Source organism: Microbispora catharanthi (genome assembly GCF_006334915.2).
In the GTDB taxonomy this organism is placed as follows: Bacteria; Actinomycetota; Actinomycetes; order Streptosporangiales; family Streptosporangiaceae; genus Microbispora; species Microbispora catharanthi.
Genome location: NZ_VDMA02000001.1, coordinates 59,252 through 81,739, shown reverse-complemented (window position 1 = coordinate 81,739; position 22,488 = coordinate 59,252). Strand labels below are relative to the sequence as shown.

Here is a 22,488-nt window from a genome sequence, read left to right as displayed (position 1 = left end):
CAGCCAGGCGTAGACCAGTTCACCGCAATTTGTCCGAGTCGAGACATAAGCGGCGAATATTGCGAGGACCGTTCACTCTCGCACAATTCGCCGCTCCCCCAAGAATGCGTGGCCCGGGCGCCTACCGCCGCACCGTCGTTGCCGGCGCCGAGTGCAGCGGTGTTCACCCTCACGCTGCCCCCGAACCTGGCCCGGGACTCGGAGCACGTCGTCAAGAACCACCGGGTTGAAGAGAGCTTCCACCGGAGGGAAGGAAACCACCACAGCCCACGTCAGCCACCCTTGGCGCGTACGCGATTACTCCATGTAACCTCCTGGCCATGACAAGGATCGATCGCGGAACGCTCCTGGAGCTGGTCCGCAACCGTCCCCTGCTCGCAGCAGAGCTCCTCGGGGACGCCCTGGCCGCTGACGGTGAAGAGCCGGGCGACGGGGAAACGCATCGACGGCGCTTCCCCCGGCTGGAACTGACGAGCACGGACGAGCCCGCCCTCGCCGCCCGCTACCGCGAGATCATGACCGACGCGCGCAGGGCCCGTGCGCATCAGGGGAAAACCGTGTTCGCGGGGTTGATCGCTTTCCTGCGGGCCCGTATCGCCGAGGATTTGAACCGGGCGTACAAGGCCGCGGACGCCGGGGAGCGCAACTCGCACAAAGCGGAGCGAGACCTGGGCGCGAAGCGGGACCGCGTGGATTTCCTGGAGTCCGTGCTCGTCAACGAGCTCTACCTGGCGCTCGAGGAGCATGCGCAGGCGGAGCACCTGCTGAAGCTGGAGGCTTCCGCGTACAACTGGCACACCGACTACCAGGACGACTGGCAGCCCTGAGCGACCAGCCCACCACGCGGAAGCGACCGCAGTAGGCCGAAAGAATCATGCGGAGCAGGCACCGGGCAGTCCGGGGAGTCATGGGGACGTAGGGCGTCGGGGCGTGCGCCAACCAACGGAGACGAAGGCCAGGATGTCGCCTGCCGCATCCCGGAACCAGCAGGTAAGGGCCGGAGACGGCTTGCCCTGCTCGACCACCCCCGCGGGCTTGCCGCTACCCGAGGTGATCGTGGGCAGCTCGCACCCCGGGAGCGGTCGACTCGGCGACGACCGCGGACGCTGTCGACGCCTTATCGGCGGAGGCAGCGAAGCAGTCTGAGCAGACCGAACGCGATGATGTCCTCCCGGATCGAGCCGTCCCAGACAAGGTGCTCGACCTGGTCGATGGGGAAGATCGCGGGCTCGATGTATTCGGCGGGATCGCTGTACCGCGAGGCGTCGGCCGACGTTCTCGGGCCCCGAGCCACGACGTGATAGACGGTGTGCAACGCCTTGAGCATCGGTGTCGACTCGTGGAAGACCTCGAAAGAGTCGGCCACGATGCCCAGTTCCTCAAGCAGCTCGCGCTGAGCGGCGACCAGAGGATCCTCGCCCTCCTCGATCCCACCGGCCACGGTTCGCAGGACGAGCTCACTGCCCATGCCGAGGCGCTTCTCCCTGATGAGCCATATGTTCTCGTCGTCGACCGGATAGACCCTGACCACGTCGTCACAGGCCGCGAATTCGGCGAGCACCTGCTGTCCGCCGGGATCCCGCGTCGCTTGGGTCGCTATGTCGAAGACCTTCCCGTGGTAAGCGACCTGGAAAGAATCACGTTTCGCTGCGGGCATCCGGTCCACTCGCATGGCCACCATCCATCACGTCATGTCAGTAGTTCGCGGCTCGTTGCCACATCTTTTCGAACTGATTGGTGAAGTACCCATACCATACTGGGGAGGTGGCCGGCCTGAGCTCCAGGTGGGGTCGAGCATTCGAAGAGTTTTCATACGTGTAGAACTCCACGAAAGTGCGCGCGTCGGGAAGGCCCTGATCGACCACGGCAAGGCTCACGGCCGGAACATGATCGAGCAACCGGATTTGCATCTGAGTCGCGTAACGATCGCGCAGGGAGGCGAATCTGTCGAGGCTCTGACGAACATCGCGATCGTACTCGGCCGGGTCGGAGTGGTTCAAAATATTCAACGCCGCGACGGCGCTGGACTTGGATCCCGGCTCGATCAACAAGACTCTGCAGCTGCCGCCCGCTTCGAGGATGCGTTCGAGGTCCCCCAGGTTCTCCAGGGAGAAGGCGCGCAGCGACATACCGCTGAGCGACAGCCGCCGGCCGCCGCGCAAGGTCAGCGGCCATCCCGGCATCGCCTCGCGGCGTTTCAGCACGCCGTCGACCTCCGGAAAGATCATCGACTGAAGCGCCTGTACGGATTTTTCGACCTCTGCCGTTCTTTTCCCATTCGCCATACTCTGTCGCCGCAAGGTGAACAGCGCTATTCCCGCCGCCAGCATGAACCCGGAGACCGCTCCGCTGACCAACTCCAGAACATGCCGGATGTCCTGCAGAGGGTCCTTCGAGTCCCACAGGCCCGCGGATACGCCGGCTAATATCGCGACGGGCAGAAGCAAGCCGGTGACGGTGAGAAGCGCGGCGACCGCCTCAAGCCAATCGCGCCAGTGGATCGTTCTCATGGCGATCTCCAGTATGGACTGCACGGCCCCGCGCTTACCATAGGTGATGCACCCCGACGCGACGCGGCAATCGTGCCGATACCCATCTTCCGGACGGTCCTCATCGCCGTCCGGGAATGCCCGACCGGCGTCGACCGTACTCCCGCCGAAGGTGTCAGCATGAGAACCGACATATTCACGACTCTGTCGAATCGAAATGAGACTTGGCCGGCTCCCGCCGATCTTCTTGCGGCAGGATGCACAGGCGTCCGGATCATCGCGAAGGGGAACATCCTCCCGCTCCTTGACCGCGGCGAACTCACCCCCTGGATTCATGCCGCGAGAGACGGGGGCCTCCGGGTGCTGCTCGACCTTCCGGGCGACAAGCCTCTGGTCAGGCGGCTGACGGGAGCCCTCCACCTGGTCGCCGGTGACGAGGTCGTCCTCGCCGACAGCACCGAGAACGCGCCGCGAAGGAAGCCGGGATCGCGGGTCATGGAGATCGACCACGGTCGGCGGCTGCTCGACGCCGTGGCCGTCGGGGACGAGATCGTCGTCGCCGACGGGGCCTACGTGTTCGTCGTCAACGCTGTGAACTCAGCGGAAGTGACGACGCGATGCGTGGCGTCCTCGCCCATGACGCTCTCGGCCAGAAGCGTCGGACGGCGGAGCACGGCCTTGAGCATCTCCTGCCCGACCGCACCGGAACTCGAGCTCGCCGCTCGCCTCGGCCCAGTGCTCGCGGACGCTGTCGTCGTGTCCTTCTGCGAGCAGGCGTCCCAGATAACCCGCATACGCGAGAGCGCGGCCGGCGTCACGGTGTTCGCCAAGATCGAGTCGGCCCGCGGCTACGCCGAGGCGGAGCGCATAGCCGAAGCCGCTGACGGCGTGCTCGTCGGCAGACACGATCTCGGTGTGGAGCTTGACCCCTCCGCCGTATGTGAGGTCGTCAGGAACACGGTGGAGCTGTGCCGGCGTGTCGGGCGGCCCGTCGTCGTCGGGTCGAGGATCCTCGAGAGCCTGTGCGACCGGTCCACGCCGTCCGCGACGGATCTCGCCGACGTACGACGGCTTCTGCGCCTGGGAGTGGACGGGCTCCTGGTGGCCGGCTCGATCTCAGTGCTCGACCCCCTGCGCGCCGTCCGCGTCCTGCGAGACCTGTGCGGGTGACCCGCGCGAATGGTACGGATCGGGCTCTGGCCCGGCGGAAAGCAGCGCGCGAAGGACCGCGTGACCGTCCAGGGCCCGGCTTCCGGCGAACACGAAGGCCGATGTCCGCCCGGCCAGACGCACCAGATTCGCCAGCCGCCGCTCTGTTTGCGCCAGGGTGAAGATTTCGCTGCTCCCGTCGAGCAGTTGTTCGTTCGCCTGGTAATACGCCGAGTATTCACCGGTGCGGATCCACTGAGCATCCTCTGACCTCAACCGCCGGAAGTGGGGAGCCGCCGGGCTCTCCGCTCGCAGGACCACAAGTGTGTCGATCACGGCTTCTCCTCCGTCATCGGAGGCGTAGGCGGAAGCGAACAGGCGGTCGGCGTCGTAGAGAGCCCGGGCACCGTCGGCCGGGTCGGGATACGACGGCTCCGGCGCCGACCCGGACCGGGAGTACATGGCGGCGGTCTCGTGCTTGAGCAGTACGCGTCGCTCCGGAAAGAAGTACGCCCTGCCGGTGTCGGCGCAGGCCACGAACCAGTCCTCGGCGAGGACGGTCACCTCGTACTCCGGGTCCGCGAGGAAGCGGGCGATGATGTGGGATTTCCCGGCACCCGACGCGCCGAGGAGCGCCACGGTTCCGGTCCGGCTCGGGGCCTCGGCCGCGTTCCTGCGCCTGAGCCGGAGCAACGCTCCGTGCATGCCCTCGAACCGGTCCGGCAGGGAGATCGCCATCGCGGACCGCATGGCGAGATCAGCTTCGATCATGGTCGTGCAGTCGAAGGCGACGACCTCGCGGGCACGGGTGTTGAGAGCACGCCGCACCCCGTCCTCGACAGCCAGGTTGTATCTCTCCGGAGAGCCGCTCAGCAACACGACCGAGACCGTGGCGGCAAGGGGCAGGCTCGCGACGGCGGCGTGTGCGAGCATTCGAGCCCCCATGCAGCCGGCGAGCGCGGGATCCTCGATCCAGATCCTCACTTCGAGGTTCTTGTCTCCGAGGGGAAGCATCGCCGTCAGCACGTGCGGTGCCAGTTCCGAACGACGACCGGCGCCAAGGGTCACTCGGACAGCGGGTTTCATCGTGACCGTCCCTCGGGATCCCGTAGATCAGCCGACCGTAACATTCGCCCGGTCAAGCGTGCCCGGTTCGGGCGACGAAGGCGCCTCGCCGGCAGCAGGATGGCGCGGCGGCCATCGGCCGCCGCGCCATGGGTGCGGTGTTTCCTGGTGGGGTGTTTCGGGTGCGGCGTTTCTGCCGCCGGGGTCAGCTCGCGCTACAGGAGACCGTGGGCCAGGTCCAGTTGCCGTTGTGCTGGATTGTCACCCCGAAGTTGTTGCCGCTGCCGTTGGGCTTGGCGGTCAGCACCTGGGAGCTCGGGTAGCTGGCGCTGATGTTCCACGTGGCGATGACCTTCGCCGGGGACGGCACGTTCATCGTCACGGTCCAGTTGTTCGAGCCGCTGACCGACACGTTGAGGTTGTACCGGTCGCTCCACGACTGACCGGCGGACAGCGTCGCGGTGCAGCCACCGCCGCCGGACGGCGGGTTGCTCGGAGAGGTGGTGGGGTCGCCGGTGGAGGTGGAGCCGCCGATGGTGATGTTGGAGTTGCCGCTGCTCTGGTAGCCCTCGGTGGCGAGGATCTGGTAGTCGTGGCTGCCGAGGTTCATCCCGTAGCGGGCCCAGGCGTCGAAGTGGTTGCCGACGGTGATGGTGCCGCCGGTCCGCTTCTGCTGCCGGACGCTCCAGTACTGGTTGAAGGTCTGGTTGCCGTCGATGGAGGGGGCGTTGTAGCGGGTGGTCTCATAGATGTCGTAGGTGCCGCCGTCGGTGGTGACGGTGCCCTTGTAGGTCCCGGTCGGCCGGTAGGTGCCCCAGTTGTCGACGATGTAGTACTCCACCAGCGGGCTCCGCGTCCAGCCGTACAGCGACAGGTAGGCGTTGCCGGAGGGGTTGAAGCTACCGGAGTAGGTCACGGTCCTGCGCCCGCCGGGCTTCCAGCCCTTGCCGGCGACGAAGTTGCCGGTGTTGCGCCAGGAGGTGCTGTAGTTGCCGCCGGACCCCAGATCCATGGAGACCGTGCCCTGGCTGTCGGTCCAGAACGAGAAGAAGTATCCGTTGTTGGTGCCGGTCTGGTTCGTCGTGACGGCCGCGTGGGCGACGCCGGGCAGCAGCGCCACGGCCGCGGCCAGCGCCACGGCGCAGGCCCGGACGACGAGCAGCCTGAGGCCGCCGCGTCTGCGGCCTGACCAGTGAACGGGAGCGTCGATCATGCGCGCTTCCTCCTCGTGAAGGCTGACGGGGGCACGACGACCAGGCGGAGCCGTAAAGTGGGCGGGTCGCGGCCACCGCACGTCGGTGCCGTACGCTCCGAAAACTATCGGAGCTTTGGCGAAAGTATCGGACCATGCTCGCGCCATTGTCAACGATTCCCGTGATGCCGCCGAGATCCAAGGATGGGATAGATCGGCATTATCCCTGGCCAGAGGCCACTGTCCGACCGTTGCGGATTTCTGTGGACAGAGTCAGAACGCAGGTCAGAGCCTTGAAACTTTCAGATCTCCCGGCTGTGCCCCCGGCCAGCCGTGCCGCACCGTAGCGTCCACAGTCAGGCGGAGCGTCGCGTGAGGCCCTCCAGCACGGCCACCGCCTCGGCGGCACGTGCGTACGGCACGAAGAGATGGTCGTGGTGGAAACCGGCGACGACGTTGCAACTCAGGCCGGCGTCCGCGAGCTCCCGCGCGACGGCGGCGGTCAGGCCGACCGCCTCCAGCGCCGAGTGGACGCGCAGCGTGATCCAGCCCGCGACGTACTCGTACGCCAGCCCCGCGGCGTCGGCCTCCTGCTGCGGCAGGACCAGTGCCAGGCCCTCCTCCTCCTCGGCGACCGTGACGACGGGACCGACGCCGGGAGGGATTGCGCCGTCGACGGTGGTGAACACATAACGGCCCGGGTTGAGCCGCGGGCGCATGGCGCTCAGCAGAACGCGCAGGTCGGTCTCGCCAGTCACACCCAGCACCGTACAAGTGACCCGCACACCGGCCGTTGAAGACCGCGGCGACCATGGCCGAGCTCGACGGCGGCCGGTGGCCGGGATCAGGGCGGAAACGCATCGCGATCACCGGCGGGATCGCCGCCCACCCGGCGAGTACGGTGAACGCCGTCCAGGTCGGCATGATGTCCGGGACCTGCTCGATCAGCTGGAGCGCCGGGTACGCCGGAAGGAACCGGTTGATCCGCTCGCCCCATGGCAGCGTGCGGGCGACGAACGGAAGCACGAGGACGATCGCCACCAGTGCCGCGGTCGCCACGGCCCCGTTGCGCAGCACCGTGCCGAGCGCCGGCCCGAGCAGCGGGCTCACCACGATCATGAGCGTGCCCCCGGCCATCACCGTCCAGGCTCCGGAAGGCAGCAGCGACGGGTGGAACTCCGTCGCGGGCGGGTGGCCTGGACATCACCGAACGCGAGCGTGAGGTTCTCGTCCTGGTGGCGCGGGGGCTGTCGAACGCGGAGATCGCCCAGAGCCTGTACGTCAGCCTCAGCACGGTGAAAACGCACGTCAGCAACCTGCTGACCAAACTCGGTGCGCGCACCCGCGTCCACCTGGTCATCGCCGCCTACGAGGCTCACCTCGTCTGAGGACGTCCCTTCGCTCGCCGGGGAGCGCGGGCTGAACACTCGGAGATCACTGGTGGAATGTCACCATGAACAGAGTGCTGATCGCCGGCATCTCCGGGGCGGGTAAGACGACGATGGCCAGGGCCCTGGAGCGGCGGCTCGGGCTCCCCCGTCACGAGCTCGACGCGTTGCACCACGGGCCGGGCTGGACGAAGCGGCCGGAGTTCGAGTCCGACGTCGACGGCTTCTCGTCCGCGCCTCGCTGGGTGACGGAGGACCAGTACCACTCCTTCCTGGACGACCTGCTGTGGGAACGCGCCGACACCGTCGTCTGGCTCGACCTCCCGCGTCGCACCGTGATGCACCGGGTCGTACGCCGCTCGCTCGCCCACGCCGTGTCGAGGAAGGAGTTGTGGAACGGCAACAGGGAGAGCGTGCGGGACTGGGTCGATCCCGGGCACCCCATCCGCTGGGCATGGTCACAGCACGAGCGGAAGCGGACGACCACGCTGGAGCTCATCGGCAGGCATCCGCATCTCACCGTCGTACGGCTGCGCACGGCAGGACAGGCCCGCCGCTGGCTCGCCACGGTGGGCGCCCCCGGCGCGGCCGGGCGACCGTGATCCCAAATGTTATCTATAACTATTTGGCCTGCCATTCAGGTCGGGGACGACAGGATGAGACGCCCGCAGGTGGCGGGTACGGCGGGCGTCTGCCGTCACTGTGGGGGATTCCGGCACGCCCGTCAAGACCGCAAAAGGTCGAACTGCGGCGCGTGGGGCATCGGTCGTGAAACTTTCACGACTTTCCGTTCAAACCCCGCGCGACCGGCCGGATCCGGGCGTCGCGACAGCGGGGCGAGTATCGCGAGATATCCGGTGACCTGGAGTAATACGGCGCCGATCAGCCCGAACAGGTCGCAGCGTCCCGTCCGGGAAGTCAACCCCGGACGAGGGCCGGACGGCGCACGCGAACGCCCTCTCCGCAAATTCGGGCCTTGACGGAGACGGGTCAGACGCCAAAACTGAGCGCACCGATCCCCGTGCACGACTGTGAAACGGCGGGCTCACAGCTGCAATTGTTAGCGCTAACACTTCACTGATCCCAGACACCCCCCACCAGGAAGGCACGAAAGCCATCATGATTTTCCGATTAGGGCATTTGAAGAGGGCGGCGCTGTCCGCGGGCGCGGCGATCACACTCGCCGCCGGCCTGCTGGCCGGCCTCTCCGCACCGTCGGAGGCCGCCGCGCAGGGGCCGTGTGACATCTATGCCGCCGGTGGCACGCCGTGCGTGGCGGCGCACAGCACGACCCGCGCCCTGTACGGCAACTACAACGGCTCGCTCTACCAGGTGCGCCGCTCCTCGGACAACGCCACCCGCGACATCGGCGTGCTGAGCGCGGGCGGGGTCGCCAACGCCGCCGCGCAGGACTCCTTCTGCGCCGGCACCACCTGCCTCATCACGATCATCTACGACCAGTCCGGCCGGAACAACCGCCTCACCCAGGCGCCTCCCGGCGGGTTCTCCGGCCCGGCCGCGGGCGGCTACGACAACCTCGCGGTCGCGACCGCGGCGCCGATCACGGTCGGCGGGCAGAAGGCCTACGGCGTCTACGTGGCCCCCGGCACCGGCTACCGCAACAACAACACCAACGGCGTCGCCACGGGCGACCAGCCGGAGGGCATGTACGCCATCTTCGACGGCACCCACTACAACGGCGGCTGCTGCTTCGACTACGGCAACGCCGAGACCAACAGCCGCGACAACGGCAACGGCACGATGGAGGCCATCTACTTCGGCAACATCAAGGTCTGGGGCTACGGCGCAGGCAACGGCCCCTGGATCATGGCCGACCTGGAGAACGGCCTGTTCTCCGGCGTGAACCAGCACTACAACGCGGGCGACCCGAGCATCAGCCACCGGTTCCTGACCGCCATCATCAAGGGTGAGCCCAACCACTGGGCCATCCGCGGCGGCAACGCCCAGTCGGGCAGCCTGTCGACCTTCTACAACGGGGTGCGTCCCAACGTCGCCGGCTACAACCCCATGAAGAAGGAAGGCGCCATCATCCTCGGCATCGGCGGCGACAACAGCGTCGGCGCCAGGGGCACCTTCTATGAAGGCGTCATGACCTCCGGCTACCCGTCGGACGCCACCGAGAACGCCGTGCAGGCCAACATCGTCGCCGCGGGATACTCGACGTCGGGCGGCAGCAACCCCGGCGGATCGCTCACCCCCGGTTCGTCGATCTCGCTGCGCGCGACCACGCCCGGCTACACCGACCGCTACATCCGGCACCAGAACGACAACGCCATCACGTCGGTGATCACCTCCTCCAGCTCCTCGCTGGACAAGAGCGACGCCACCTGGATCGTGCGCAGCGGCCTGGCCAGCGGCTCGTGCGTGTCGTTCGAGTCGAGGAACTACCCCGGCGACTTCCTGCGGCACCGCAACTACCAGCTCTACCGGCAGTCGAACGACGGCAGCTCGCTGTTCGCCTCCGACGCCACCTTCTGCCCCCAGACGGGGAAGAACGGTCAGGGCACGTCGTTCGCCTCCTACAACTTCCCGACCCGGTTCATCCGCCACTACAACAACACCGTCTACATCGCCAGCAACGGCGGCTCGAACTCCTTCGACAACGCCACCGCATGGAACGACGACGTGAGCTGGGTCGTCTCCCAGCCCTGGGCGTAAGCCCTCCGGCATGAGCGGAGCCGCCCCCGGCCGACGGGGGCGGCTTCCGTCTTTTGCCGTCATCCACGGCACCGAGGGCTACTACGACCCCTCGTGCGGCTCGGTCCAGGCCCCACCTATGGCGACCCCGGCCGGTTACCCGCCGGAGAGGCCGGCACCACGTACGTGAGCGGCGCGGCCGGACGTCATCCGGGCTGCCCGCGCACCTCGGTAAGGCCTCCGTCCGCCGTCCGCAGCGCCCGTACGCCGACGACGACGAGCGTGATCCCGCTCGCCACGAGCACGGCCAGTTGCAGGGTCGCGGCGAGGCGGGTCGCGTCGGCCACGCCCAGGGGCCATGTGGTCGCCCGTGCGAGCGCGACAGGCACGGTGAGGATCGCCGCCGCCAGTGCCACGGGCGCGACGGGCCGCCCCGGCGTGCGGCGCCGGATCGCGCACCACACCGCGACCGCCAGCAGCGCCACGCACGCGAGGCCCGTCGTGTCGACCCACATCCAGACCGGTATGAGGAGCCGCTCCGAGATCGTCCCCGCCCGCGTCGCCGCCCCGAGCACACCGACGACCAGGGAGAGCAGGAGGCCCACGGCGATCGGGAGCACGAGCAGGAGCAGGGCCCGCCGCGCGGGCAGGCGGGGCGGCGGGGCGTCGCGGTGGAACCCGATCGCCAGCGCCAGCACCGTGACCACGGCCGGAAGGGCCGAGCAGGCCCAGCGCACCGCGCTCTCCCACCCGAGGGTGAACGGCGGCACCAGCGCGTACGGAACGACCAGGGCAGCGATCGCCGCCGCCTTGGCCGTGCGGGCGCGGCCTCGGACGAGCGCGCCCAGGGCGGCCACCCACAGCAGGGGCGTCAGGTCCGCCAGCACGAGCCGCATCCGATCGGGCGACCCGGGATCGCCGATGCCCATGACGCCGTCAGGCAGAGCATCCACGGGGATGCCGTACGTCAGCACCGCCTGCCCGGCGTACAGGCCGGCGATCACCGTCCAGAAGACGAGGCCGAGCAGGGCGGCCCGGCGAACCGCCTCACCCCACAGGTAGGACCCGGGCGGCGATCCCGGACCGCCCAGCCGCAGCCGCAGCGCGAGCGCGGCCACACTGGCGATCTCCAGGAAACGCGGACGCTGGTCGTCGTTTCCAATCCGCCCGGGCTGGGCGCCTTCCATGAAGGCCGAGACCATCTCCTCCTCGCGCTCGGCCCGGTAGGACGCAGGCAGCAGCCGCAGCCACCGCCGGTAGCGCTCCTCGAGCACGCTACGTCCACCGCTTCGCTCGCTGCGTCCACCGCTTCGCTCGCTCATGCCAGCCCTCCCGCCTGCCTGAGCCGCAGCCGATCGACGGCGCGGCGCGCGTTGTCGGCCAGCCGTACGGCCTCCTCTTCCAGCGCCCGCGCCCCCTCGTCGGTCAGCCGGTAATAGCGGCGCAGCCGTCCCTGCCGCACCTCCTCGCGGTCCGCCTCCACGAACCCGTCGGCCGCGAGCCGGTCGAGCACGCCGTACAGGGTGCCGATCTTGAGTTGAACGCGCCCTTCGGAGAGCCGCTCGACCTCCTGCGCGATGCCGTAGCCGTGCCGCGGCTCGTCGACGAGTGCGGTGAGAACGAGGAACGCCGGTTCCGTCATCGCCCGTGCTGTCACGCTCCCAGCATATATCGGCAGACATGATATTCAAGCGTGCCGCACATCATCGCGAGATCCATCAACGATTTGCCTAAATGTGTTAGGCAAATCCATAATCGGTTCAGGTGAAGCAGGGAGAGGGTTATGGCGCGGGCGGGGCTGACCACGGAACGCCTGATCAGGGCGGGGGCGGAGCTGGCCGACGAGGTCGGCTTCGACCAGGTGACGATCTCGGCGCTGGCCCGGCGGTTCGGCGTCAAGGTCGCGAGTCTCTACTCCCACTTGAAGAGCTCCCAGGACCTGAAGACCGGGATCGCCCTGTTCGCGCTGGAGGAACTCGCCGACCGGGTCGCGGACGCGCTGGCCGGGCGCGCGGGCAAGGACGCCCTGGCCGCCTTCGCGGACGCCTACCGCGGCTACGCCCGGGAGCATCCCGGCCGCTACGACGCCGCCCGGCTCAGGCTCGACCCCGAGACGGCGGCCGCCAGCGCCGGCGTCAGGCATTCGCAGATGACGCGGGCCATCCTGCGCGGCTACGACATCACGGAGCCGGACCAGACACACGCGGTCCGGATGCTGGGCAGCGTCTTCCACGGTTACGTCAGCCTGGAGATGAGCGGAGGCTTCAGCCACACCGCCGTCGACCCGGAGGAATCCTGGTCCTGGATCGTGGACTCCCTCGACACCCTGCTGCGCGACCGGACCACGCCCTGACCACCAGGGGCTGCACCGGCGCGGTGGAACACTCCGGCAATCCCGATCAACAGGTTGAGACGATGAGCATCGAGCACGACTGGATCACCACCCCCGTCACCCCGGACATCCTGCGCGGCGTCCTCGACGTGGAACGCACCGCGCACGGGCTGCTGCCGCATCGGCTGCCCGCCTGGGCTCGCCGGCAGATCCCCGACGGGCAACTGGCCATGGCCGAGGCCCAGCCGTCCGGCGTACGCCTGGCGTTCCGGACCCGGGCCACCACCATCGAACTGGACACGCTGCCCACCAAGAGGGCCTACCGGGGTCTTCCTGCCCCGGCGGACGGCGTATACGACCTGCTCGTCGACGGCCGCCTCACGGCCCAGGCCACTGTGACCGGCGGCAACGTCCGCGTGATCGACATGGCCACGCAGTCCGCCGAGCTGCGCGAAGGAGCTCCCGGCACCGCCCGGTTCGCCGATCTTCCCGGGTATGACAAGAACGTCGAGATCTGGCTTCCTCATACGGAGGTCACCGAGCTGATCGCCCTGCGCACCGACGCCCCGATCGAGCCGGCGCCGGACAGCGGACTCAGGGTGTGGCTGCACCACGGCAGTTCCATCAGCCACGGCTCGAACGCCGCCCACCCGACCGCCATCTGGCCGGCCCTGGCCGCCGCCCTGGGCGGAGTGGAGCTGATCAATCTGGGGTTCGGCGGCAGTGCGCTGCTCGACCCGTTCACCGCCCGCGCGATGCGGGACACCCCCGCCGACCTGATCAGCGTCAAGATCGGCATCAACATCGTCAACGGCGACGTGATGCGCCTGCGCGCCTTCACCCCCGCGGTCCACGGCTTCCTCGACACCATCCGCGAGGGGCATCCGGCCACGCCGCTGCTGGTCGTGTCCGCCATCCTGTGCCCGGTCCAGGAGGACACCCCCGGCCCGCTCGCGCCCGACTTCGACGGCGGGACCGTGCGATTCAAGGCCACGGGCGACCCCGCCGAACGCGCCGCCGGGCGTCTGACGCTCAACGTCATCCGCGACGAACTCGCCCGGATCGTGCGACAGCGGGCGGTCGACGACCCGAACCTGCACTACCTCGACGGCCGCGACCTTTACGGCGAGGCGGACTACGCGGAACTGCCGCTGCCCGACGAGGTGCACCCCGACCCCGCGGGACATGGCCGCATCGGCGAGAACTTCGCCCGCCTCGTGTTCGGCGCCGGCGGCCCATTCGCCATCACGTCCGGCTGACCGAAATCCCGGCGGGAAATCGCGCCGCCCACAGCTCATCGTGTCAGTGGCTTCAACTGCTCGATATCCGGGCATCGGCGGTTTACCGAATCCCCACCGATTGGCGGCCGGCTCGCCGGCAACGTGATCGGCAGCGTCGCGCAGCTGACGAACCCGCCGTTCGCCGTCGGCTTCATCGGGTTCGCGGACCGACACCGCCCGATCGTGCCACCGGTTGAGAGCCTTGATGTGCCTGGTGGGAAATGTGCTGTTACGGTAGGCCGCGGTGTGCCGGGAAGTCTGGTCGGCGACGTCATCTCGTTGCCCGCACGGAGGTTCTCGGTGGTATTCAAGACGGCCTGCCGGCGCCGCGTCGAGGCGGGCCGCCGATGAGCGCTCTGCTGCCGGCGTTCGCGGGCGTCCTGCTGCTGGCGGTGCTGCTGTCCAGCCTGGCCAACCGTACGATCCTGTCCACCGCCGCGTTGTTCCTTGTCGCCGGGTTCCTCCTCGGTGACGGCGTGCTGGGCGTGATGCCCATCGCGCCGGACGACGAGATCGTCGGCACGCTGGCGGAGCTCGCGCTGTTCGCGGTGCTGTTCACCGATGGCATGCGGGTCGGCTGGGCCGAGTTGCGCGAGGCGTGGAAGCTGCCCGGCCGGGCGCTGGGCTGGGGGCTGCCGCTCACGCTGCTGGTGACCGCGGTCGGCGCGCACTACCTGGTCGGGCTGGGCTGGATCGAGTCGCTGCTGATCGGCGCGATCCTCTCACCCACCGACCCGGTGTTCGCCGCCGCGCTGGTCGGCAACGAGAAGGTGCCGCCCCGGCTGCGCCGGCTGCTGAACGTCGAGTCGGGCGTCAACGACGGGCTGGCGCTGCCGTTCGTGATGGTCTTCCTCGCCGTCGCGGCCGGATCGGACAACCTGCACCTGGGTGAGCTCGGCCTGGAGCTGGGCGTGGGCGTGCTCATCGGCGTGGCCGTTCCGTGGCTGGCGATCAGGCTGGAGCGCACCCGCTGGTTCTCCGCCTCCACCGCCTACGAGCCGTTGAACGCGCTGGCCATCGGCCTGCTGGTGCTGGCGCTGGGCAAGGCCACGCACGGCAACCTGTTCCTGGCCGCCTTCTGCGCCGGCATCACGGTGGCGACCTTCGGCGAGCGGCAGCGCGAGTCGTTCGAGCACTTCGGCGAGCTCATCGCCGAGCTGTTCAAGCTGGCCGCGCTGCTGGTGTTCGGCGCGCTGATCAGCCCGGCCCTGCTCGGTTCGGTCGGCTGGGCGGGCTGGGTCTTCGCGATCCTGGCGCTCATCGTGGCCCGGCCGGTCGCCATCTGGGTGTCCTTCCTCGGCTCGCGCCTGGGCGTGCGCGAGCAGGCCGCGGCGGCGTGGTTCGGGCCCAAGGGCTTCGCCTCGGTCGTCTACGGACTCATCGTGCTCGCCTCCGGCATCGCCGCCGCCCAGCAGGTCTTCCAGCTCGTCGCGGTCACCATCGTCGCCTCGATCCTGCTGCACTCCTCGACCGACATCCTGGTGGCCCGCTGGTTCGACGACGAACGCGAGGTCCCCGCCTGGTACGGCCGCCTGCGCGGACGCGTACGGGGCCGCGACGACGGAGAGAAGCCCACATGAGGCTGTTCTGGGCCATGGTGGCGCGTTTCCACCAGCCGGCGCAGGTCATCACGACAGTGTTCGGGGTGACGGTCCTCCTGGGGACCGCCCTGCTGTCCAGTCCGCTCGCCACGACCTCGGGGAAGCCCGCGGACTGGATCACCGCCCTGTTCACCGCGACGTCGGCGGTGTGCGTGAACGGGCTGACCGTCGTCGACACGGCCACGCACTGGTCGGCGTTCGGCGAGGTGGTCATCGCCGTCCTCATCCAGGTGGGCGGCCTCGGCATCATGACCCTGGCGACCGTCTTCACCCTGCTCGTCTCCCGCAGGCTGGGCCTGCGCGCCCGGTTGTCCGCGCAGGCCGAGACCAGGGTGCTCAACGGCAGCGACCTGCGGCGCGTGGTGGGCAAGGTCGTGCTCTTCAACCTGCTCTGCGAGGCCGTCGTGGGAACCGTTCTCACGCTCAGGTTCGTGCTCGGGTATGGCGAGCCCGTCGGGCGCGGCCTGTATCTGGGCCTGTTCCACGCGGTCTCGTCGTTCAACAACGCCGGTTTCGCGCTGTGGCCCGACAGCCTCGTCAGGTTCGCCGCCGATCCGTGGGTCTGCCTGACCGTCGCGACGGCGGTGATCGTGGGCGGGCTCGGCTACCCCGTGGTGTTCGAGCTGCGCCGTTCCTGGCGCCGCCCCGGCCGCTGGTCGCTGCTCACCCGTATCACGCTCACGGTCACCACCGTCCTGCTGGCGGGCGGCACTCTGGTCTTCCTCCTCACGGAGTGGACCAATCCCCGCACGCTCGGGCCGATGGACGGGGAAAGCAAGCTGCTCTCCGCGTTCTTCACCGCGGTCATGCCGCGCAGCGCCGGGTTCAACAGCCTCGACATCACGCAGATGCATCCCTCCAGCTGGCTCGTCACCGAGCTGCTGATGTTCGTCGGCGGCGGCAGCGCGGGCACCGCCGGCGGCATCAAGGTCACCACGCTGGGCCTGCTCACGTTCATCGTCTGGGCGGAGCTGCGCGGCGAGAGCCGGGTGAACATCGGCCACCGCCGCCTCACCGAGGCGGCGCAGCGACAGGCGGTCTCGCTGACCGCGCTGAGCGTGGCCCTGGTCGCGCTGTTCACCTACGTCCTGCTGGTGCTGACGCCGCACTCCCTGGACCGGGTGCTCTTCGAGGTCGTCTCCGCCTTCGGCACGACCGGACTGTCCGTCGGCGTCGTTTCCGCCGTCTCCCCCGCCGCGCAGGTGCTGCTCACGCTGCTGATGTTCGTCGGCCGGATCGGCCCGCTCACGCTGGGCTCCGCACTGGCGCTCAAGGAGCGCACCCGCCGCTATGAATTACCCGAGGAGGACGTCATCGTTGGCTGACATGAGAAACGACCCCGTGGCCGTGATCGGTCTGGGCCGCTTCGGCACCGCGCTCGCCCTGGAGCTGGTGCGGCGCGGCACCGAGGTGCTCGCCATCGACCACCGCCCCAAGGTCGTGCAGAGCCTCGCGGGCCAGATCACGCACATCGCCACCGCCGACGCCACCGACCCCGAGGCGTTGCGCCAGCTCGGCCTGCCGGACTTCTACCGCGCGGTGTGCGCCATCGGCAGCGACCTGGAGGCGAGCATCCTCACCTCGTCGCTGCTGGTGGAGATGGAGATCAACGACATCTGGGCCAAGGCCGTCAGCCAACAGCACGGCCGCATCCTCAGCCGGATCGGCGTCCAGCACGTGGTCTTTCCCGAGTACGACATGGGTGAGCGCGTGGCCCACCTGGTGAGCGGGCGGATGCTCGACTACATGGAGGTCGACGAGAACTTCGCCCTGGTCAAGACCCTTCCGCCCAAGGAGTACGTCGGAGTCCCCCTCGGCGAGTCGAGCCTGCGCCGCAAGTACGGGGTGACGGTGGTGGCGGTCAAGCGGCCGGGCGAGGAGTTCACCTACGCCACCGCCGAGACCGAACTCGGCTATGGCGACGTGATCATCGTGTCCGGCCGCACGGACCAGGTCGAGCGCTTCGCTGAGCTGCCGTGACGGCATGGAGGGAAGTCCGGATGTCCTGCTTTACCGGCCGCCGCGTCACGAATTCGAGTAACGTCACTACTCGTAGTGATCAAGTGGGGCCCGCCGCGACTTGACCGACCGGCCCGAAATGGTGCCATCCGTCGCGGACATCGGGGAGTGCCTTGTTCACTACGCGGGAAGGAGTAAAGCCATCAGGAAAGGAATCATGTGCTGACGTGGGGGCCGGCTATGGAGTCGCGATGAGTTCCCAGAGCATCCTGCGTGCGTTGCCGTTCATCGCGATTCTCCTGGTCATTGTCGTCGACCTGGTCAGTGGGCCCGGAGTCGGCTTCCTGCCGCTCCTCACCCTGGGCCCGACCTTCGCCTCGGTGGCGGGCGGCGTGCGCCGCACGGCCCTGGTGGGCCTGCTCGCCCTCGTCATCTGCATCCCCCTCGCCGTCTACGACGGTCTCCTCGGCAGGCCGCAGAACAACCTCACGATCGCGGCGATCATCGGCGTCACCGCCGCGAGCATGCTGGCCAGCAGGCTGCGGAACCGGCGGGAGCGCGAGCTGGCCAACGTCCGCCTGGTCGCCGAGGCGGCCCAGCGGGTGCTCCTGCGCCCGGTCCCCCGCCGCGCCGGCGACCTGCGGGTCGCGCTCTCCTACACCTCCGCCGCCGCGGAGGCCCAGATCGGCGGCGACCTCTACGAGGTGGTGACGACCCCGGAGGGCGTACGGATCCTCATCGGCGACGTGCAGGGCAAGGGTCTGGAGGCGGTCGAGACCGCGGCGTGGGTGCTCGGCGCCTTCCGCGAGGCCGCCTACGACCAGTCCGAACTTTCCGCAGTGGTCGAGCGCGTGGAGACCAGCCTGGCCCGGCACCTGAGCGGCGAGAAGTTCGTCACCGCCATACTCGCGGAGGTCCACGACGGGGAGATCTCCCTGCTCAACTGCGGCCACCCCGCCCCTCTCGTGCTGCTGCGCGACGGCGGCGTCCACTTCGCCGAGCCGCAGGAGGAGGCCCTCCCGCTCGGGCTCGGCGCGCTCGGCTCGCCGCGCCCGAAGCCGCACCGGGTGCCGTTCGGGGACGGCGACCAGATCCTCTTCTACACCGACGGCGTGGTCGAGGCGCGCGACCGGCAGGGCCGCTTCTACCCGCTCGCGGAGCGGGCGCATCTGCTGCGGGGCGCCGATCCGCAGATGGCCCTCGACGAACTGCGCGCCGACCTGCTGCGCCACGTCGGCGGCCCCTTCCCCGACGACGCCGCCATGCTCCTGCTGCGCCGTCATCCCGGATAAGCCCGGCACCCTGGCCGAGCGCGGCCCCTACTCGGGGTGCTCGCCCCTGGCGCGGTCGCGGAGCCTGCCCACCAGCGTGGCCGCGGCCTGGCCGACCTTGCGGGGCACGGCGTGCGCCGGGCTGGCCGCGAAGCTCGACTCGCCGAGCTGGGCCTTGACGATCGGCGCGCCGAGCTTCTCCGCGACCGCCTCGATCTCGTCCGCCGCGCCGCGGGCGCCCGCCCCGGCGAGGATGACCGGCCTGCTCCGCCCCGACAGCACCCGCGCGGCCGCGTCGAGGTCCTGCCGGCGCGGCACCCGGATCGGCGGCCGGTACGCGGTGGAGGTGTGGCCCTCGACATTGCGCCGGAAGCGGCTGCCCGAGTTCGCCGGGGCCGCCTGGTAGTCGATCGGGAACGTGAGGTGCGCCGGGCCGCGCTGGGTCAGCGCCGTGCGCACGGCGTAGTCGGTGACGTTGACGACGTGCGCCGGCCCCATGATGCGCTGGTTGTACAGCGCCACGTCGTCGAACATGTAGTCGGTGTTGACGTCCTGCAGGTAGCTGGTGCCGACGAGATCGTGGTAGGTCATGCCGCTGATCGCCAGGAGCGGCGCCTGGTCGGTCCGCGCGTCGAGCAGCCCGTTGAGCAGGTGGGCGGCGCCAGGCCCCGAGGTCGCGAAGCACACGCCGAGCCGCCCGGTGAACTTGGCGTAGCCGACGGCCGCCATCGCGGCCACCTCCTCGTGGCGGCAGTGGATGTAGCGCAGGTCCCCCCTGCGGTTGTGCAGGGCGTCCATGAAGCCGTTGATGCCGTCGCCCGGCAGCCCGAAGACGACGTCCACCCCCCACCGGATCAGCCGGTCGACGAGGACGTCCGCGGCGGTGAGCTCATCGCCCATGATGGGTCTCCCTCGATGAAAGGCGTACGCGCCGCCTGGCGGCGAGTGCCACCGCGACGGCGACGGCGGCTCCCGCGCCGCCCGCGACGAGCCCGCGCAGGCCCTCACGCCCGCCGGCTCCGCCACCGGCGGCGCTGTCGACGGCGCTGTCGACGGCGCTGTCGACGGTGTGGCCGGCGGGCCCGAGTTCGCCCTCGCGGATCGCGAGCGCGAGCACCTGGGCCAGGTGCAGGGGTCTGCGGCCGGTGCCGGCGGCGATCTGGCCCCGGCAGCTGAACCCGTCGGCGACGATCAGGGTGCCGGGGTCGGCGGCGCGCACCTTCGGGAGCAGCACCCGCTCCCCCGCCGCCATCGACACCGCGTAGTGCTCGCCGGCCTCGTAGCCGAAGCTGCCGGCCATGCCGCAGCATCCGGAGTCCGGGATCTCCACGTCCAGCCCCATGTCGCGCAGCAGCGCGCGCTCGGCCTCGAAACCCATCACCGCGTGGTGGTGACAGTGCACCTGGACGAGCGCCTCGCGCCGCAGCCGGGGCGGCGGCCAGCCCGGCGCGTGCCGCGTGAGGAACTCCGACAGCAGGTAGCTGCCGGCGTGCAGCCGCCGCGCGTCGAGGTCGTCGGGCAGCAGGTTGGTCAGCTCGTCGCGGAAGACGGCCAGGCAGCTCGGCTCCAGGCCGACCACCGGGATCCCGGCCTCGACGAGCGGGCCGACCGCGTCGAGCACCCGGCGCAGGTAGCGCCGTGCGAGCGTGAGCATCCCGTAGTCGTACAGCGGGCGGCCGCAGCACAGCGGGCCCTCGGGCACGATGACGTGGAACCCGGCGGCCTCCAGGACGTCAACGGCCGCGACCCCCACCTCCGGCTGGAAGTGCTCGGTGAAGGTGTCCGGCCACAGCAGGACGGGCGGCCCGCCCGGGTTGCGCGGCACGTGGCCGGCCATCACGCGGCGGAACGTGCGGGGCGCGAAGCGCGGCGTGTCACGCTCGGGCGCGATCCCGGCGGCCAGCTTCACCAGCCGGCCGAGCGCCGGCGCATGGGTGACGGCGTTGGCCAGGCGCGGGACGCGCGCGGCCAGCCGGGCCCACACGTCGATGAGCCCCAGCGCGTACGCCTGCCGGGGCCGCGGCCGGCCGGCGTAGTAGTGGTGGAGGAACTCGGCCTTGTAGGTGGCCATGTCCACCTGCACCGGGCAGTCGCTCCTGCATCCCTTGCAGGCCAGGCAGAGGTCGAGTGCCTCGCGTACGGCCTCGCTGCGCCAGCGGCCCTCGACGGGGCCCGCGCTCTCGGCCATCTCCTGCAGCAGCCGGGCCCGGCCCCGGGTGGAGTGCTTCTCCTCGCGGGTCACCATGAAGCTCGGGCACATCACCCCGCCGGACAGGTGGCGGCACTTGCCCACCCCGAAGCAGCGGTCGGCCGCCTCGGTGAAGCTGCCGCCGTCGAGCGGGTAGCCGAAGACGTGCTCCAGGTCCCGCGGGCGGTACGCCGGGCCCTCACGCAGGTGCGCGTCCAGCGGGTAGGGGTCGATGAGCTTGTGCGGGTTCATCCGGCCGTCGGGGTCCCAGACGCGCTTGAACTCCTCGAAGGCCCGCATCAGCTCGGGCGGGAACATGCGCGGCCACAGCTCGGCCCGCCCGTGCCCGTCCCCGTGCTCCCCCGACAGCGACCCGCCGTACGCGACGACGAGGTCGGCGGCCTCCTCCATGAACCGCCGGAAGGCCCGGACGCCGTCGAGGGTGCGCAGGTCGAAGTCGATGCGGCTGTGGACGCATCCCTGGCCCCAGTGGCCGTAGAAGACGGCGTCGTAGCCGTGCCGGTCGAGCAGGCGGAGGAAGTCGCGCAGGTAGGGCCCGAGGACGTCCGGGTGGACGGCGGCGTCCTCCCAGTTGGGCCAGCCGCCGTGGCCGCCGAGCCCGAGGGGCATGCGGGCCGTGCCGGCGGAGTGGCGCCGGATCTCCCACACCGCGGTCTCGTCGGCCGGGTCGTCGTAGAACGTGCAGCTCGGGCCGTGCGGGCGCGATCGTACGGCCCGGACCAGCCGCGCGGCCCGCGCGTCGGCCTCGCGCTGGGTCTCGCCGCCGAACTCCATGAGCAGCCACGCCCGGCCGGGCGGCAGCAGGTCCTCGCCGCCGAAGCGGAAGCCCTTGGCCTGGAGGTTGGTCACGACGTGGCGGCTGGTGAACTCCAGCCCGATGGCCCCGAACCGCAGCAGCCAGGGCACGTCGTCGCCGGAGGAGGGGATGTCGGGGTAGCCGAGCACGACGAGCGCGCGGCGGGGCGGCAGCCGCACCAGCCGGCAGGTCGCGTCGAGGGTCAGCGCCAGCGTGCCCTCCGAGCCCACCAGCGCCCGCGCGACGTGGAAGCCGTTCTCGGGAAGCAGCGCGTCGAGGTTGTAGCCGGACACCCGGCGGGGGATGTCGGGCAGGCCCCGGCGGATCGCGTCGGCGTAGGTGTCGCGGATGTGGCGCAGCCCGGCGTAGATCGCGCCGCGCCGTCCACCGGCCGCGATGACACACTCCAGCTCGTCCTCGCCGGTGGCGCCCACCCGCATGCGGGTGCCGTCGTAGGTGACGATCTCCAGTTCCTCGATGTTGTCGACGGTCTTGCCCGCCGTCAGCGAGTGGGTGCCGCAGGAGTTGTTGCCGACCATGCCGCCGATCGTCGCGTGGTCGTGGGTCGCGGGGTCCGGGCCGAAGGTCAGGCCGTACGGTGCGGCGGCGTCCCTGAGCCGGTCGCAGACGACGCCGGGCTGCACCCGCGCGGTATGCCGCATGGGGGTGAGCTCGGCGATGCGGTCCATATGGCGGGTGAAGTCGAACACCACGGCCCCGTTGACGGTCTGTCCGGTCAGCGAGGTGCCGCAGCCGCGGGCGAGCACGGGAGCGCCGAAGCGGCGGCACACCTCCAGCGCGGCCTCGACGTCGGCGGCGTCCCTCGGCGTCACCACGCCGACCGGCACCTGCCGGTAGACGGACGCGTCGTAGGCGTACATGGCCCGGTCGCCGCCGCCGAACCTGACCTCGCCCGCGATGGCCTCGCCCAGCCGGTCGCGCAGCTCCTCGGCGTACGGAGGCGGCGGCGGGTTCCTGTCCTCCGCCGCGCCCGGCCACGCGCGGGGCGGCGCCGACGGCTCCGGTCTCGGGAAGACACGGGTCATGTCCGCCTCCTCGCGGATCTCGCCGGCCGGACGCGTGTGGCCTGACGGCGGTC

The 22,488-nt window shown here is 69.9% G+C and carries 21 protein-coding genes; 12 read left to right on the top strand and 9 right to left on the bottom strand.

The annotated features are described in order from the left end of the window. The first annotated feature begins 320 nt into the window (after positions 1-320). A complete protein-coding gene (locus FH610_RS00375) occupies positions 321-827 on the top strand; it encodes a hypothetical protein (protein WP_139572118.1) in 507 nt (168 codons plus the stop codon). A gap of 290 nt (positions 828-1,117) precedes the next feature. Here the strand turns inward: FH610_RS00375 and FH610_RS00370 are convergent, their stop codons facing one another. Further along, positions 1,118-1,657 (bottom strand): NUDIX hydrolase, encoded by a 540-nt coding sequence (locus FH610_RS00370; protein WP_240808716.1) that lies wholly within the window; start codon positions 1,655-1,657, stop codon positions 1,118-1,120. Positions 1,658-1,694: 37 nt separating this feature from the next. Next, the gene (locus tag FH610_RS00365; RefSeq protein ID WP_139572116.1) at positions 1,695-2,510 is read right to left on the bottom strand and encodes a hypothetical protein; all 816 of its coding nucleotides are present in this window, start codon (positions 2,508-2,510) and stop codon (positions 1,695-1,697) included. Between the two features lie 72 nt (positions 2,511-2,582). Here FH610_RS00365 and FH610_RS00360 point away from each other — a divergent pair, with 72 nt between their 5' ends. Beyond that, positions 2,583-3,659, top strand: coding sequence for a pyruvate kinase (locus FH610_RS00360; protein ID WP_139572115.1), 1,077 nt, complete (start codon positions 2,583-2,585; stop codon positions 3,657-3,659). Here the strand turns inward: FH610_RS00360 and FH610_RS00355 are convergent. From FH610_RS00355 to FH610_RS00345, 3 genes are all read right to left on the bottom strand, one after another. Next, entirely contained in the window at positions 3,606-4,652 is a 1,047-nt protein-coding gene (locus tag FH610_RS00355; protein ID WP_139572114.1) for a hypothetical protein, read from the bottom strand. The two genes, FH610_RS00360 and FH610_RS00355, sit on opposite strands and share 54 nt — an antisense overlap. Positions 4,653-4,908: 256 nt before the next feature. Next, positions 4,909-5,916 carry a glycoside hydrolase family 11 protein gene (locus FH610_RS00350; protein WP_139572113.1) on the bottom strand — a complete coding sequence of 336 codons (1,008 nt, stop codon included), beginning with the start codon at positions 5,914-5,916 and terminating at the stop codon, positions 4,909-4,911. Between the two features lie 335 nt (positions 5,917-6,251). Next, a complete protein-coding gene (locus FH610_RS00345; protein ID WP_139572112.1) occupies positions 6,252-6,653 on the bottom strand; it encodes an ACT domain-containing protein in 402 nt (133 codons plus the stop codon). Between the two features lie 53 nt (positions 6,654-6,706). Between FH610_RS00345 and FH610_RS00340 the strand changes: the two genes are divergently transcribed. From FH610_RS00340 to FH610_RS00325, 4 genes are all read left to right on the top strand, one after another. Then, positions 6,707-7,117 carry a hypothetical protein gene (locus FH610_RS00340; RefSeq protein WP_139572111.1) on the top strand — a complete coding sequence of 137 codons (411 nt, stop codon included), beginning with the start codon at positions 6,707-6,709 and terminating at the stop codon, positions 7,115-7,117. 13 nt (positions 7,118-7,130) lie between these two features. After that, positions 7,131-7,283, top strand: a complete 153-nt coding sequence (locus tag FH610_RS00335; RefSeq protein WP_338104508.1) for a response regulator transcription factor — start codon at positions 7,131-7,133, stop codon at positions 7,281-7,283. 65 nt (positions 7,284-7,348) lie between these two features. Then, positions 7,349-7,885, top strand: a complete 537-nt coding sequence (locus FH610_RS00330) for a P-loop NTPase family protein (RefSeq protein ID WP_139572109.1) — start codon at positions 7,349-7,351, stop codon at positions 7,883-7,885. A gap of 517 nt (positions 7,886-8,402) precedes the next feature. Then, the gene (locus tag FH610_RS00325) at positions 8,403-9,962 is read left to right on the top strand and encodes an alpha-L-arabinofuranosidase B (RefSeq protein WP_139572108.1); all 1,560 of its coding nucleotides are present in this window, start codon (positions 8,403-8,405) and stop codon (positions 9,960-9,962) included. Between the two features lie 185 nt (positions 9,963-10,147). Here the strand turns inward: FH610_RS00325 and FH610_RS00320 are convergent, their stop codons facing one another. Together FH610_RS00320 and FH610_RS00315 are read right to left on the bottom strand one after the other, a co-directional pair. Continuing rightward, positions 10,148-11,263 carry a hypothetical protein gene (locus FH610_RS00320; RefSeq protein WP_139572107.1) on the bottom strand — a complete coding sequence of 372 codons (1,116 nt, stop codon included), beginning with the start codon at positions 11,261-11,263 and terminating at the stop codon, positions 10,148-10,150. Further along, entirely contained in the window at positions 11,260-11,598 is a 339-nt protein-coding gene (locus FH610_RS00315; RefSeq protein WP_240808669.1) for a PadR family transcriptional regulator, read from the bottom strand. The genes FH610_RS00320 and FH610_RS00315 overlap by 4 nt, the downstream gene beginning before the upstream one ends. A 126-nt stretch (positions 11,599-11,724) precedes the next feature. Between FH610_RS00315 and FH610_RS00310 the strand changes: the two genes are divergently transcribed. From FH610_RS00310 to FH610_RS00285, 6 genes are all read left to right on the top strand, one after another. Continuing rightward, entirely contained in the window at positions 11,725-12,294 is a 570-nt protein-coding gene (locus tag FH610_RS00310) for a TetR/AcrR family transcriptional regulator (protein WP_139572106.1), read from the top strand. Positions 12,295-12,356: 62 nt separating this feature from the next. Next, positions 12,357-13,532, top strand: coding sequence for a GDSL-type esterase/lipase family protein (locus FH610_RS00305; RefSeq protein ID WP_139572105.1), 1,176 nt, complete (start codon positions 12,357-12,359; stop codon positions 13,530-13,532). Between the two features lie 368 nt (positions 13,533-13,900). Beyond that, positions 13,901-15,133: a cation:proton antiporter gene (locus tag FH610_RS00300; protein WP_139572104.1), complete on the top strand. Its 1,233-nt coding sequence runs from the start codon at positions 13,901-13,903 to the stop codon at positions 15,131-15,133. Beyond that, complete coding sequence (locus FH610_RS00295; RefSeq protein ID WP_139572103.1) at positions 15,130-16,479, top strand: TrkH family potassium uptake protein; 1,350 nt, start codon at positions 15,130-15,132, stop codon at positions 16,477-16,479. Before FH610_RS00300 ends, FH610_RS00295 begins: the two co-directional genes overlap by 4 nt. Position 16,480: 1 nt before the next feature. After that, entirely contained in the window at positions 16,481-17,134 is a 654-nt protein-coding gene (locus tag FH610_RS00290; protein WP_240808668.1) for a potassium channel family protein, read from the top strand. Positions 17,135-17,364: 230 nt separating this feature from the next. Beyond that, complete coding sequence (locus FH610_RS00285; RefSeq protein WP_139572102.1) at positions 17,365-18,405, top strand: PP2C family protein-serine/threonine phosphatase; 1,041 nt, start codon at positions 17,365-17,367, stop codon at positions 18,403-18,405. 27 nt (positions 18,406-18,432) lie between these two features. On the opposite strand, the gene FH610_RS00280 is transcribed toward FH610_RS00285, so the two are convergent. Together FH610_RS00280 and FH610_RS00275 are read right to left on the bottom strand one after the other, a co-directional pair. After that, positions 18,433-19,284: a thiamine pyrophosphate-binding protein gene (locus FH610_RS00280; RefSeq protein WP_139572101.1), complete on the bottom strand. Its 852-nt coding sequence runs from the start codon at positions 19,282-19,284 to the stop codon at positions 18,433-18,435. Beyond that, on the bottom strand, positions 19,274-22,435 hold the full coding sequence (locus tag FH610_RS00275; protein WP_139572100.1) for an FAD-binding and (Fe-S)-binding domain-containing protein: 3,162 nt from the start codon (positions 22,433-22,435) through the stop codon (positions 19,274-19,276). Before FH610_RS00275 ends, FH610_RS00280 begins: the two co-directional genes overlap by 11 nt. Positions 22,436-22,488 lie beyond the last annotated feature (53 nt).